The sequence below is a fragment of the Devosia equisanguinis genome (assembly GCF_900631955.1).
GTDB classification, from domain to species: Bacteria; Pseudomonadota; Alphaproteobacteria; order Rhizobiales; family Devosiaceae; genus Devosia; species Devosia equisanguinis.
Window position 1 is genome coordinate 1 of record NZ_UZWD01000070.1, and the last position, 13140, is coordinate 13140.

Below are 13140 nucleotides of genomic sequence, written 5' to 3' on the forward strand. Positions count from 1 at the left end.
CAGACCCTACAGCGCATCGCCGGCGGCTGGCCTAACAACCAGATTACCGAACTGATGCCTTGGAACTTCAAGCCATAACGGCCTCGGTTACCCGCTTACTGGGATTGAGCCGGATCGAGCGGACAAAGCCAATGCCGCCATTGGGCGTGCCTGGCTTGCCGAAGCCCGGCAGGTCGGCCGCGCAGAGCAGGAAATCCACGGTTCTGCCAGTGAGCAGCCGCGCCGCCGCAGGCGCATCGGCCGCGTCCAGCACCTTGCCGGCACCGAAGCCGTAAAGCAGGCGCCGACCGAGGTCACGATAGAGATCACTCGGATCGGCCACAAGGAATGTGAGCTCCGAGAGATTGACGCCGCTATGGGTCGGAGGCTGCTGCATGATACCAGCTCTACCCGCAAACTGCTGAGAACTGGTAAAATCGTGCCCACAAAATGCGGAGGTCGTCGCGGTGCTGCCAGACCGTGAAACGCGCTAGAGCCGCACTTCGCGCCCCTCGAGATCAATCTTGGGCACCTTGAACCCCATCGCCACCCAGGCGCCCAACAGCCGCGCGAAAAATCCCGCTGTTGCCAGGCCCCCCGATGGTACGCTGTCGTCGAGCACCGTGCCCGCCGGCGCATCGCCGACCACGGTGGCAATATCAGGTCGTGCCATTCCCGCCGGCCACAGCGCTCCGTAAAGGCTGAGCCAGTGGCCGCCCTTGAACTCGAGAAAAACCGGCATGTTGCAGCAGCTGGCCACCACTCGTCGCGTGCTCGATCCGCCAAGGTGATAAGCCACCAGCAGGTCCTGTCCGCTCTCGATCCGCACCCGATCCTTTCGGTACATCACGAAGCGGGTCGCGCCATTGTCCTCGCGAAAGGCCTTCGCGCCGGGCAAGGCCTCGATGCGCGCGCCAGCCGTGCGGCAGCTGTTGCAATGGCATTCGGCACGGATGATCGGCGCACCGCTGACCACGATATGCACCTTGCCGCAGCGGCAGTGCAGCGCCTGTGTGTCCGCCCCGCTCATGGCCGGACCAGCGGAAACACGTCGCGCACCCGGCTTTCGCGCAGCCACAGGGCCATCCAGGTCGCGCCCCCCAGATAGAGGCTGAACAGCGTATGGCTGAACAGCGGATTATCCACCCGCAGATTGGCCGCCAGCGCAGCCCCCAAAAGCCCGGTAAACAGCACCGCGCCCAATAGCGCCGTGCGCGGGATCAGCAATAGCACCACGCAAACCAGCTCGATCACCCCGATCAACACCAGATATTTTGCCGGCCATCCCACCACCGCCAGCGGCTCCAGCGCCACATCCATCTGCAAGAGTTTCGGCGTCACCGATGCTCCCAGCATGAACAGCGCGATCAACCCACTCAAAACCCAACCCGCAATTTTCACAGCCCGAACTCCTCTGGCGTCACTTCACCCCAGCGACGATCCCCCGCCCCCCATTTCGACACGGCCCCGAAACAAATGTCGAGTTTTCATCCGTGCTCGCGCGCGCGGGCCTGGCTCCGTGGCGGCAAAAGTGCTGACACCTCGCTGCCGCCTGGGCCGAGCATCCCATGCCCGCCTGTTGACGCATGCATGGCCGGCCCCTAGTCATGGGCCGAACCACCACCGCCCCTCCAGCGCGCAGAGCCTTCATGATCCCCTGGCAAAAGCTCGACGAAACCACCATGCCCGGCGGCGGCAAGCTGACGCTGATGCAACGCGGCAGCGAGTTTTCGATCATGTCGGGCACCATCGGGCTGATGAACAGCCGCATGAGCGGCTCGGAAGAACAGCTGGCCATGCTCTCCGCCGCCCGCGTCGGCAGCCGGCCCAAGGCGCGTATCCTCATCGGCGGGCTGGGCATGGGCTTTACCCTGCGCGCCGCGCTCGCCGCCTTTGGCCCCGATGCCGAGATCGTCATTGCCGAACTGGTTCCCGCCGTCATCGCCTGGGCCCGCGGCCCGCTCGCGCCGATCCACGGCACCAGCCTCGACGATCCCCGCGTCACCATCCATGAGGGCGACGTCCGCACCGCCATCAGCGACCGAAAACCATTCGACGCCATCCTGCTCGATGTCGATAATGGCCCCGATGGCCTGTTCCGCCCCGAAAACGACCGCCTCTACAGCGCCACCGGCCTCGCCAACGCCAAGGCCGCCCTCACACCGGGCGGCCACCTCGCCGTCTGGTCCGCCTACCCCGACGCCCCCTTCACCAAACGCCTCCGCCAATCCGGCATGGCAATCGAAGAAGCCCACGTCCGCGAACGCAGCAACGGCAAAGGTGCACGACACCTGATCTGGTTCGCAACGAAGGCGGGGAAGTAGTGGGCCGCCTATCGGCCCCCTCCTTCATTAAGCGGAGAGAGACTTGCCTCCCCCGCTTTCTGTTCCCCGGAAGGCATGTAAAGGCCCCGTCATGTTATGACAGATCAATAACGCATCGATTTGATTTATTTGAGAAGATTAATCAACCTAGAGCCAAGATCGTGGATAGCCTTCGTCTCGCACTCCCAAACAACCACAACCTTCCATCCTTTCGCCTCTAGTAGGGCTATATTTCTCTGATCCCGGGCTACGTTGCCAGAGAGCTTTGCATCCCAATACTCCAGTCGCGATTTTGGCCTACGTCCATCCGAGCACCCGACAGCATGGTGTTGATGCCAAAAGCAGCCATGTACAAATATCGCAATCTTCCTGGAAGGAAAGACAATATCCGGCTTACCGGGCAAATCTTTCCGGTGTATGCGGTAACGATATCCTCTGATATGCAGCCAGCGTCTAACAGCAAGTTCCGGCTTCATGTCCTTCGCTCGAATGGCGGACATGTTTTTGCTGCGGCGAACGGCGTCTATCTTGTCCAATCAGGCGGTAAGGTCCAATGGGAGATCGGCAATGTCTCGTAGCCGTCTTCCCTCAATCATTGTATCCAACATCTCTTTGGCGTCGTCAGAGCCAACAGCTGCAACGGCAGCCTTTAGTTCAGGCAGCGCAATATGGTATACACAGTCTATATCGCCAGTGCCAAACGCTAGCGAAGCTAGTCTTCCGGGCGTCGGCTCACCTGTAACAATTACTATATGTGGCAAACGGCCCTTTCGATTCCGTATTAAATTAAGTGCCTCCGACCTGGCGTTTTGTGCCCGATCAGAACGGATGGTCCACTTACAGGACACGCTAGCGTGCAGCATCGGGAGCCCCCCGTTCGAACTCCGCATACTCGTCAGCGTGGCACTTGTCTCATCCACTATCTGTTCGCCCGAATTAATGAATTCGTCCGGCTCTGGTTTGCGAAGTATCATCACGTCGGGCTTAATAAGATAGTCCATACCGATGGCAACAGCCAGCTCGGGGCTTGCCTCCATCGCTGCCGATAGTGACGAAAGGTGCTGATACTGATCGCTGTCGGCAATAGCCAGCCTGCTACTTCCCTTAGTAAAAATAAATCGACCAGGTCTTAAGTGGGATAACCTTGGGAGAGTGGCTTCTAGGTATTCTCCAACAATGACCTCAAACTTACTCCCCGCCATTTGACCGGCCAGCCGCTCGTTAACCAATTTAGAGCCGAGACGATGAAGGAGGTCTAAGCTTATCCTAACACTAGTCTTGGAACTTCCATCCGCTATAGTCGGGACGCCATCAGCATTTGCGTAAAGGATGCTTTCGAGCAAGGCAGCGTGAAATGCAGCCCTTGCATCTGTTAGAAAAGAAACGCCTACATTCATTGCACAACAGCGCGAGATGGAAAAACAACTTTGCGACTCATGGCCGTTACAAGCTGCGAAGCCACAGATTTTGCCACCGGCGGCGGGAATGCATTGCCAATTTGGCGATATGCAGCAGTCTTTTTGCCATAGAAGGCCCAGTCGTCACTAAATCCTTGGATACGTGCTGCCATGCGAACTGTGAGTCTTGGCATACCTACAAAGTCCCAGTCAGGTGCTTCGTCGGCAATGGATTTACCATCAACTCCAAGTGCCGCCCATGCCTTTCGTGCTCGGGTTGGTCCCAAGTCTGGCCCACCATGTTTCTTGCTGCCACCAACTAGCGTGGGACCTATATCATCAGCGTTAATTGACCACCGGCGCGCGCCGATCCAGCCGCGCTCAGCCATTAAGTCGTAGAGAACATTACCGACCGTTGGCGCATCATATGGGTTAGGTGTTGGCCATTCAAAGCCGTCTTTTATATCGTGCCTCAGCGCAACAATTACAACTCTTGGTCTTAATTGGGGGACCCCGTAGTCAGAGGCGTTCAGCAGCCGCCAGTGTGTTTCGTATCCTAACTTGCCCAGTTCACCCTTTATGAACCCGCGATAGTCTTCGAAAACAGCATCCAGAAATCCTCGGACATTCTCAATCATCACCGCCTTCGGCCGAATTTGGTCAACCAGTCGAATTGCTGCAGGGAACAGATTGCGCTCATCGTCAGGGCCTAGTTGTTTACCCGCGACGGAGAATGGCGGACAGGGTAGGCCCCCAGCGAAAAGGTCCACACCTTTGTAACTATCGCCACTAAAAGCGTTTAGATCAGCTTCGTGAATGACCCAGCCGGGCCGATTGAGCCTTAATGTCTTGCAACAATCAGAATCAAGTTCCACCACGCCCTGATGATCGAACCCGGCAAGCTCCAATCCACGAGCTTGCCCACCAGCACCTGCGCATACTTCAAGGGATGTGAATCGCGGCATCATGAATACGTTTCGATAGCGTTCGGATACAAAACAAGAACATTATGTTAACTATCACCTGACACCCAATTTGGCGCAAGCTAAACTTGGTCTTTCCACAGACCACGCTTCACCCTTGCCACTTCGAAACCCGAGGTGAGCTAACGATCCAAATATCCGAAGGGCTGACATACCCAATATGCCTCACTAAATGCTGGAGCCTGTTCACACGAGGGGGAAGAAGGCAAGAGCGCCATGGCATGGCTGCCTGCACTCAGCCATCAACGAACAAGATCTCCTCCCATTCCAAGCGGCATGCACCCTCAAACCAGCCGGCCGCCTTCCGGCGGCCAGCCCACAATCCTGCGCTTAAGCCGCCTGGACGATGTCGATGAGTTCGACATCGAACACCAGGTCCTGACCAGCGAGCGGGTGATTGGCGTCGACCTTGACACTGGTGTCGTCCAGACCCACCACGGTGATCGGCATCATGCCACCATCGCTGGTGCGCGCCTGCAGCTGCGTGCCCACCCGCACATCGAGGCCGCTGGGCAGCTTGGCCCGGTCGAGGGTCTGCACCGCTTCGGGGCGATGCTGGCCATAGGCCTGGTCGCAGGGAATGGTGACGGTTTGGCTGTCGCCGGGCGCCATGCCGGCAACCTGCGCTTCGAGGCCCTTGATGACCTGCCGTTCCCCGATCCTGAATTCCAGCGGCGCCCGGCCGGCAGAACTGTCGAACTGCGTCCCGTCGGTCAGACGACCCGTATAGTTGATCCGGACAACGTCACCCATTTTGGCTGCGGTCATGGCTGTTTCCTTCTGTGAAGTACGGCGGATTGCTCAACGCCTTTTCCAGTGAGGTCGCGCAGCGACGCACGCGACAGCGAGCCAATAATATAGGGACGAAAGCGCGGATTTAAACCGCCGGCAGCCAAATTACTGGCAGGGCCGCCCTTTCCTGTCATGGGCGCAACCGCTGAAAGTCGTGATCCTTTTTCTGCGGACATCGTGTGACAGAGCCCCCATTTGCGGGCCATGTCGTCGTTCTCTCCATGATAAAGAGCGCGTGCTGGCAGCCAAATCCACACGCCCCGGCAAAGTCGTGTTTTCCCGCCGCCGGCGCATCCAGGCTTGGCACGAGACCCTCACCAGTAGTGGCCTGGGCGCTGGGGTGTGCTCGACGGACAAAGGCACTATTTTGTCTCGAGCTGACGACCCGCCCAAAATCCGGTCAATGCTTGAAACAGTTCTCACGGTGCCATGCGAGGAAAGCGGGATGCGGCCTATTCCTCGCATCCAGCGGCCCAACCAGGCGCCCTGTCCTGTTGATGAGGCCTTCGACACCCGCCCGATCATTCACATGCCGGGAGATCACAATGTCCAAACTATCGCTGAGCGTGATGAGGCCGCGATCGAACATCCAGTGCACAGTGCCGGACAGCGCCACACCGTTAAGCACTTGGTCGGGCCCATTGGCCCACACCGGACGGATATGCGCTGCCTCGACCTCGGCACGCCCTCCGCCATTGATAAGTCTCAGACCGGTAATGCCGCAGCGCTCATCATACGCCTTTAGCACCAGGCGCCGAAACACCCGGTCACGCAAGGTGTGCGACACCAGCGTTTCCACCCGCACTCGGTCCTGTTCGAACGGTGCCTGCTCTTCGTCGAACTCTTGTAATTGCGGCGGCGCAGCCTCACCAATACGAGGGAGTATAATGTTCGGCTCGGCTAATCCGCGGCTGATGATGCGCTCAAAGTCTTTGCCGGACAGACCGCGCACCGCCGCTTGAGCCCGCCCAGAGTTGCGGCCCATCTCGTTCAGCAGCCCGGTCTCGGCGATGCCGTCTTCGAGAATATAGGGAACCGGGCTGGAAAACTCCAAGAACGTGCCAGGCACCATGAGAGCCAAAAACATGCCGTCAGCGCTTGGATCTGGCATAATCGCCTCCAGTTTCGCCATGGCATAATAGCCCTTCGAACCTCGCACTTTCGTCGGCTCGTAGTAGATCACCCAATCCCCTACGCATTTAGACGCGCGGGAAAAATACATAGATGGAAACTGGTACTTTACCTCCGGATCGTCCTCGTAGATCGAGTCCGCCCGGTGCACAAAACCCCAAAACCCATATTGCCCCCGTCGTTGCGGCGAGCCTAAAGCGCCGGAGTCGATCTGGCGAGCGGTCTTTGTCACCTCTGGTTCCCCATGCTAAGCTTCGTGATCCGTCCCCTGCTGACATTCCATGACAGAACACCCATTTATGGGTTCTCCTGCCACCTTGTCCTTTGCTGAGTGAAAGCCTCGCCATGGCCCCCAAATCCACACGCCCCGGCAAAGCCGAGTTTTCCATCGACGAGTTCTTTGCCGAGATCGAAAAGGCCGAGGATATAGCGGCGTCCAAGCCGCTTTATGCCGAGCGGATGAAGAACAAGCGCGCGCTGGATCGGGCCGAGGCCGCCGAGAAGGAAGCCGCAGCGCCGAAAACGCCGCTCGAAAAGCGCCGCACCACCAAGTCCAACAACGATACCGCCACCGGCATGGCGAAAAAGACCGGCAAGACCAAGATCAACTCGGTCGATCGCGTCGATTTCGACGGTTTCGGCGAGGCGCCGCAGGCCGGGTTCGGCCATGTGCCGGCACAGAAGCTCACCGGCCGCGACATTGCCCGCGCCGCCGCCACCGATCCCGAAGCCATGGCCAAGGTGCGCGAGGCGCTCGACGCCTCGGTGAAAAAGCAGAAGGCCAAGAAGGGCGAGGACGTTTCCGGTGCCACCACGGTCGGGGTCACCGCCACGGTGAAGGCGCTCGAGCAGATCATTCTCCATGGCCGCAAGGAAGTGGAAGGCTCCGCGCCCTGGATGCCGCATCGCCCCGAGCGCCCAGTCAAGCGCGGCGCCTCAAAGCCCTTCCGCCTCGCCACCGACTACGTGCCCGCCGGCGACCAGCCCACCGCCATTGCCGAGCTGGTGGAAGGCGTCGAAAACGGCGAGACCGACCAGGTTCTGCTCGGCGTCACCGGTTCGGGTAAAACCTTCACCGCCGCCCAGGTCATCGCCCGCACCCAGCGCCCTGCCCTGATCCTTGCGCCCAACAAGACCCTCGCCGCCCAGCTCTATTCCGAGTTCAAGGGCTTCTTCCCCGACAACGCGGTCGAGTATTTCGTCTCCTACTACGACTATTACCAGCCCGAGGCCTACGTCCCGCGCACCGATACCTATATCGAGAAGGAATCCACCATCAACGAGCAGATCGACCGCATGCGCCACTCGGCCACGCGCGCGATCCTCGAGCGCGACGACGTCATCATCGTCGCCTCGGTCTCCTGCATCTACGGTATCGGCTCGGTGGAAGACTACACCGCCATGACCATCGACGTGCAGAAGGGCGAAAAGATCGACCAGCGCCAGCTGCTCGCCAAGCTCGTGGCCCTGCAATACAAGCGCGGCGATACCGGCTTCGTGCGCGGCACGTTCCGCGTGCGCGGCGACACCGTCGAAATCTTCCCCGCTCACTATGAAGCCGCCGCCTGGCGCGTCACCCTCTTCGGCAACGAAGTGGAAGCGATCACTGAATTCGATCCGCTGACCGGCAAGAAGTCCGCCGACCTGACCTTCATCCGCGTCTATGCGAACAGCCACCACGTGACGCCGCGGACCACGATGAACCAGGCGATCAAGCAGATCAAATCCGAGCTCGCGGCGCGCCTCCAGGAACTCAACGGCGCCGGCCGCTTCCTCGAAGCCCAGCGGCTGGAACAGCGCACCCTGTTCGATCTCGAAATGATGGAAGCCACCGGCTCCTGCGCCGGCATCGAGAATTATTCCCGCTACTTTTCCGGCCGCAAACCCGGCGAGCCGCCCCCGACCCTGTTCGAATATCTCCCCGACAATGCGCTGGTTTTCGTCGACGAAAGCCACGTCACCATCGGCCAGCTCGGCGCCATGTATCGCGGCGACCTCCGCCGCAAGGCGACCCTGGCCGAATACGGCTTCCGCCTCCCCTCCTGCATGGACAATCGCCCCCTCCGCTTCGAGGAGTGGAACGCCATGCGCCCGCAATCGGTCTATGTCTCGGCCACGCCCGGCTCCTGGGAAATGGAGCAGACCGGCGGCGTCTTCGCCGAACAGGTCATCCGCCCCACCGGCCTCATCGATCCCCCGGTCGAGATCCGCCCGGCCACCCATCAGGTCGATGACGTCATCGACGAAATCCGCCAGACCATCAAGGCGGGCTACCGCACCCTCTGCACCGTCCTCACCAAGAAAATGGCCGAGGACCTCACCGAATATATGCACGAACAGGGCATTCGCGTGCGCTACATGCACTCGGACGTCGACACCATCGAGCGCATCGAGATCATCCGCGATCTCCGCCTCGGCGCCTTCGACGTGCTTGTCGGCATCAACCTGCTCCGCGAAGGCCTCGACATCCCCGAATGCGGCCTCGTCGCCATTCTCGACGCCGACAAGGAAGGTTTTTTGCGCTCCGAAACCTCCCTCATCCAGACCATCGGCCGCGCCGCGCGCAATGTCGACGGCAAGGTAATCCTCTATGCCGACAAGGAAACCGGCTCGATGGAACGCGCCTTGGCCGAAACCAACCGCCGCCGCGAAAAACAGATCGCCTATAACGAAGCCAACGGCATCACCCCCCAATCGGTCAAAGCCCGCATCAACGACATCATCGACAGCACCGCCGAACGCGACCACGTCACGATTTCCATCGGCAAGGGCAAGGACGGAAAAGAGAAGACCGTCACCGGCGACAACCTCGCCACCGTCATCAAGGACCTGGAACGCGAAATGCGGGAGGCGGCCACGAATCTTGAGTTCGAGAAGGCTGCGAGACTGCGTGATGAGGTCAAGCGGCTGCGGGAGATGGAGTTGGATACGCTGGAGGGAGAAGTCAGCTAGTCGCTGGCTCCCGCCCCGGATCGTCATCACCCTCGGCCGCGCTACCAAGTCTAGCGTCCGAGCAAGCTAGATATGTTGGAGCACTAGGATCTGCGACTAGTGCGGTTTCCACATCGAAGGCGGATTTGTTCCAGTAATTCGCGAGTGCAGCTCCACACAGTATTGATCAGTCATTCCAGCGATGTAGTCGCATATGGTGCGCTGCTGAAAATGACTATCCTGATTACTGCTACACAACGCACGCCAATCCTCGGGGAGGAGTGCATGATCATCATTCAAGGTCTTGAAAACTTTATTGATGATTTCGGTACCACGCTTTTCGGCAAGTTTTAGGCGGGGAGACTCGATTAGCAATTGAAATGAAAAATGTTTCAGAGTCTCAACTACTTTGAATCGAGCCAGCGACAACTTCACCTTCGATAGTGCAGGATTATTGGCATCGTAGAAAAATTCTACACTTCTTATTGCATCCCCCACCAGGTAACTGGTGAATGCTGTTCTGATGTACCCATTGCGGCACAATTCTTTGGAAGCATCATGGGTGGAGGAAGACAATATGAATGCTGCCTCTTCCAAAGTGACGGGCCTCGAAAAACGACCGGAAACATCAGGACGCTCGGATAGTATTCCGGAGAAAATTTCCGCTAAAATATTGTTTATGTGCTCAACGTCAAACTGCCGCTCCGAAGGCGGATGATCTTTATAGTTTTCCTCGATATTTTTAGAAACTTTCTTGCAAAGCCGACGTTTGAAATCATCGCTCATCGCAATCATCATTAATGGCGATGAAAAGTCAGCCTTGAACGAGTCCTCAAGATCATACGTAGAATATGCTATGTCGTCAGCCACATCCATTATCTGACATTCGACTGTCTTAAACTTTTGATCGCCTGCAACGCCCACTTTTGATTTTATTGAGGATACAATGTCGGCCTCAAGCTCATAATATCCTTTATGCGCTTTTGACTGTGTACCAGCGGCGTCTCGCGCTTTAGCGCTAGAAGGAATGATTTCATCATACTTGAGTATCGAAGCAAGGGAGCGAGCGGTAAGGTTGAGACCGCGCCGCAAATCTTTTCTCGCCAGTAGGTCCAGCGCCACAGGCGCATTTGAGTGGAACGGGAAGTCTTCTGTGACCTTCTTTTCAATTCTACTCAGGAGCCGCAGGGTCTGAGCGTTCCCCTCAAAGCCGCCATTATCGAGCATCAATTGGTCTAGAGCGTGCTCTCCGTTGTGTCCGAACGGCGGGTGACCGATGTCGTGGGCCAACCCTGCAAATTCAACTAGATCCGTATCTATCGGAGTAGAAGTGAGACCGGCTTCCAAACCATTTAGGCGGATTGCTATAGACTTGGCAATCTGCGCCACTTCCATGGAATGTGTCAGACGATTTCGAAAGAAATCACTTTCTTGGCCAGGAAAGAGCTGTGTCTTTCCCTGCAGTCGTCTAAACGCCGGAGAGTGAATAAGCCGAGCGTAGTCACGGCGCACTTCAGCACGGTAGTGCTCAGGGGTTAGCCGAGCACTGCGTGTCTCTGAAGTCAGGCGGGTCCAGTCACTTTTTTTGTATAGTCCCTTGCGGGCCATTTGAAGACACACCTCGAATCACAACGTGATTCGAAGGATCATTTCCAGTGCGAGGTAAAGCAAGCCAGCGACCGCTCTCGCCCCCAACTTTCACACTAGTAATTGAAGCCAACCTACTTTGGGATATTTCTCGTGCTCCACTCAAACCAGTTGGATCAATTGTAGAACGAGCTTTTGCCATCGGTCCCTCCTCGGTGGTGAACAAGCCGTAGCGAAAACTCACTTCACAAACAAGCTTGACCCTCGCATAGCAGCTATATTGCGGCCGATTCTGAGCCAAGAGGATTACTTTTCTGTGCCATTGGCATTGAAACTCTGTAGAGGTCATTTGGTTCAATCCTTCGCAGTCTGAACGATACAACCGGCAGGCCTCGGACGCGGCCGATCGAATAGTACGCGACATATACGCAGGCGTATCACCCCACCCGATCCCCCCAATAAAAATCCTTCGTTTGACGCAACGCCGTCCAGCGCCACACTCCGCTCATGACATCCGCGCTTCTCTCTGACGGCGGCCCGCCGCTTGATGACGACGACACCTTACACCCCCGCCCCGGGCCAAGGATCGCCTTGGGCGCGGTTGCAGTGACCGTACTTCATAGGATCACAAATGGCGACATAGGTGTCGCCGCGCCAATCAGATATCTCCGATAGATTAGTTCCAACCGCGTCGAAACGTGAAAATATGGAGACGTCGCTCATGTGCCGTTAAGCTTTTCCCATAGGGAGATGAGACATGAGCGAACACTATGCATACTCAATAAAATCGAACGTCTATTCGAAATGGGGCGATGTCGCCCTCGGCGGGTTTCAGGCAGTTCCAGATCTTCTGCTGCGGCGCCAGCGAGAATTGCACCTTACGTCCACCGATCTTGTCGTCCTGCTGAATGTTCTAATGCATTGGTGGTACGCGGATAGCCCACCGTTCCCACGCCCGACAGCCATCGCAAACAGAATGGGTCTGAACGTTCGGTCAGTTCAGCGGTCGGTAAAGGACTTGGAAACGAAGGGACTTATCCGGCGCGGTCACGATCTCCGGGGCAACTCGGTACTTGATCCCTCGGGACTGGTCGCCAAACTTCGCGAGTTTGCGGAGACAGATGTCCATTTCTTGGCAAGACGCGAAAGGATGCGTGAGTCAGGACATACGAACGGCGCTAGTACATAACCCCGCCCAATCCCCCAAATAAAAACCCTTCATTGGACACCCCGCCCGTCCAACCACACACTCCCCGCATGACATCAGCGCCCCTCTCCAACGGCGGCCCGCCGCTTGATGACGATGACACCCACACCCCGCCCTGGGGCTTCGCAGGTGGTCCGCGTAGCGGATGAAAGGCTCCGGTGGAGCCTTTCAAGCCAAGAAGGCCATGAGGCCTATGGCCGAATGGCGGGTGCTCGAAATCCTCGAACGCTCCCCGGCCATTCGCGCATAGCGCTTATGGCCTTCTCACCTAAATTCGCTCCACCGGAGCGAATTTGCCTGCGGCACGTCTCGAAGTCTCAATGCCAGCGATGCGGACCGGATCGCGCAGATCGTAGCCAGGCGCGGGGTGCGGTATTAGGGGAAAGCACCCCCACCCGGCCTCCCCCTATAACAGGGGGAGGAGAAGAGGGGCCTGCATAAGGCGCCGCACACGCGATGGGTCCCCCCCCCTTCTGCAGGGCTCCGATCCGGCCCGAAGGGCGAACGGCTCCAGTGGAGCCGTTCGAGGGGAGGAGGTTAGGCGGGGGTGAACTGCTGTGCCCTGACAAAGATGGACCACCCGATCAAGTCGGGTGGTGACGATGAGGCGAGACCCGATATCGCCACATCGTCATTGCCCGACTTGACCGGGCAATCCACGCTGGTTTGACTATCCCTCATCCGCCCTTTGGGCACCTTCTCCCTCACGGGAAGAAGGGGCGTCGTCCTGGCACCCCCAACAACTTATCCCCGCCCCCAAAACCCTGTTTTATTCTCCTCCCATCCCCGCCGGTTACGCGGTCCCGACG

12 protein-coding genes are annotated in these 13140 nt (G+C 58.2%); 3 read left to right on the forward strand and 9 right to left on the reverse strand.

The window, feature by feature from the left end; genetic code table 11:
• Nucleotides 1–67: 67 nt before the first annotated feature.
• The 3 genes from DEVEQU_RS19310 to DEVEQU_RS19320 form a co-directional block, all read right to left on the reverse strand.
• Nucleotides 68–376, reverse strand: a complete 309-nt coding sequence (locus tag DEVEQU_RS19310; protein WP_126152244.1) for a hypothetical protein — start codon at nucleotides 374–376, stop codon at nucleotides 68–70.
• Between the two features lie 93 nt (nucleotides 377–469).
• Complete coding sequence (locus DEVEQU_RS19315; RefSeq protein ID WP_126152245.1) at nucleotides 470–1009, reverse strand: GFA family protein; 540 nt, start codon at nucleotides 1007–1009, stop codon at nucleotides 470–472.
• Nucleotides 1006–1380 carry a DoxX family protein gene (locus tag DEVEQU_RS19320; RefSeq protein ID WP_126152246.1) on the reverse strand — a complete coding sequence of 125 codons (375 nt, stop codon included), beginning with the start codon at nucleotides 1378–1380 and terminating at the stop codon, nucleotides 1006–1008. Before DEVEQU_RS19320 ends, DEVEQU_RS19315 begins: the two co-directional genes overlap by 4 nt.
• 248 nt (nucleotides 1381–1628) lie before the next feature.
• Between DEVEQU_RS19320 and DEVEQU_RS19325 the strand changes: the two genes are divergently transcribed.
• On the forward strand, nucleotides 1629–2303 hold the full coding sequence (locus DEVEQU_RS19325; RefSeq protein WP_126152247.1) for a spermidine synthase: 675 nt from the start codon (nucleotides 1629–1631) through the stop codon (nucleotides 2301–2303).
• Nucleotides 2304–2428: 125 nt separating this feature from the next.
• On the opposite strand, the gene DEVEQU_RS19330 is transcribed toward DEVEQU_RS19325, so the two are convergent.
• The 5 genes from DEVEQU_RS19330 to DEVEQU_RS19350 form a co-directional block, all read right to left on the reverse strand.
• Nucleotides 2429–2839 carry a very short patch repair endonuclease gene (locus tag DEVEQU_RS19330; protein ID WP_223214295.1) on the reverse strand — a complete coding sequence of 137 codons (411 nt, stop codon included), beginning with the start codon at nucleotides 2837–2839 and terminating at the stop codon, nucleotides 2429–2431.
• Complete coding sequence (locus DEVEQU_RS20335) at nucleotides 2840–3700, reverse strand: NgoMIV family type II restriction endonuclease (protein ID WP_126152248.1); 861 nt, start codon at nucleotides 3698–3700, stop codon at nucleotides 2840–2842.
• Complete coding sequence (locus DEVEQU_RS19340) at nucleotides 3697–4668, reverse strand: DNA cytosine methyltransferase (protein ID WP_211199032.1); 972 nt, start codon at nucleotides 4666–4668, stop codon at nucleotides 3697–3699. Before DEVEQU_RS19340 ends, DEVEQU_RS20335 begins: the two co-directional genes overlap by 4 nt.
• A gap of 345 nt (nucleotides 4669–5013) precedes the next feature.
• Nucleotides 5014–5451: an FKBP-type peptidyl-prolyl cis-trans isomerase gene (locus tag DEVEQU_RS19345; protein ID WP_126152249.1), complete on the reverse strand. Its 438-nt coding sequence runs from the start codon at nucleotides 5449–5451 to the stop codon at nucleotides 5014–5016.
• 424 nt (nucleotides 5452–5875) lie between these two features.
• Nucleotides 5876–6817 carry an HNH endonuclease gene (locus DEVEQU_RS19350; protein WP_223214296.1) on the reverse strand — a complete coding sequence of 314 codons (942 nt, stop codon included), beginning with the start codon at nucleotides 6815–6817 and terminating at the stop codon, nucleotides 5876–5878.
• Nucleotides 6818–7182: 365 nt separating this feature from the next.
• On the opposite strand from DEVEQU_RS19350, the gene uvrB reads away from it, so the two are divergent.
• The gene (gene uvrB / locus DEVEQU_RS19355; RefSeq protein ID WP_386849570.1) at nucleotides 7183–9558 is read left to right on the forward strand and encodes an excinuclease ABC subunit UvrB; all 2376 of its coding nucleotides are present in this window, start codon (nucleotides 7183–7185) and stop codon (nucleotides 9556–9558) included.
• A 96-nt stretch (nucleotides 9559–9654) separates the two neighbouring features.
• Here the strand turns inward: uvrB and DEVEQU_RS19360 are convergent, their stop codons facing one another.
• Nucleotides 9655–11145 carry a deoxyguanosinetriphosphate triphosphohydrolase family protein gene (locus DEVEQU_RS19360; RefSeq protein ID WP_126152250.1) on the reverse strand — a complete coding sequence of 497 codons (1491 nt, stop codon included), beginning with the start codon at nucleotides 11143–11145 and terminating at the stop codon, nucleotides 9655–9657.
• Between the two features lie 736 nt (nucleotides 11146–11881).
• Here DEVEQU_RS19360 and DEVEQU_RS20340 point away from each other — a divergent pair.
• The gene (locus tag DEVEQU_RS20340; RefSeq protein WP_386849568.1) at nucleotides 11882–12313 is read left to right on the forward strand and encodes a helix-turn-helix domain-containing protein; all 432 of its coding nucleotides are present in this window, start codon (nucleotides 11882–11884) and stop codon (nucleotides 12311–12313) included.
• Nucleotides 12314–13140: the final 827 nt, after the last annotated feature.

Excerpts from the sequence above, each read along its gene's own strand:
- DEVEQU_RS19310 (WP_126152244.1), bottom strand. The coding sequence starts at position 376 with ATGCAGCAGCCTCCGACCCATAGCGGCGTCAATCTCTCGGAGCTCACA.
- DEVEQU_RS19315 (WP_126152245.1), bottom strand. The coding sequence starts at position 1,009 with ATGAGCGGGGCGGACACACAGGCGCTGCACTGCCGCTGCGGCAAGGTG.
- DEVEQU_RS19325 (WP_126152247.1), top strand. The coding sequence starts at position 1,629 with ATGATCCCCTGGCAAAAGCTCGACGAAACCACCATGCCCGGCGGCGGC.
- DEVEQU_RS20335 (WP_126152248.1), bottom strand. The coding sequence starts at position 3,700 with ATGAATGTAGGCGTTTCTTTTCTAACAGATGCAAGGGCTGCATTTCAC.
- DEVEQU_RS19340 (WP_211199032.1), bottom strand. The coding sequence starts at position 4,668 with ATGATGCCGCGATTCACATCCCTTGAAGTATGCGCAGGTGCTGGTGGG.
- DEVEQU_RS19345 (WP_126152249.1), bottom strand. The coding sequence starts at position 5,451 with ATGACCGCAGCCAAAATGGGTGACGTTGTCCGGATCAACTATACGGGT.
- uvrB (WP_386849570.1), top strand. The coding sequence starts at position 7,183 with ATGGCGAAAAAGACCGGCAAGACCAAGATCAACTCGGTCGATCGCGTC.
- DEVEQU_RS19360 (WP_126152250.1), bottom strand. The coding sequence starts at position 11,145 with ATGGCCCGCAAGGGACTATACAAAAAAAGTGACTGGACCCGCCTGACT.
- DEVEQU_RS20340 (WP_386849568.1), top strand. The coding sequence starts at position 11,882 with ATGAGCGAACACTATGCATACTCAATAAAATCGAACGTCTATTCGAAA.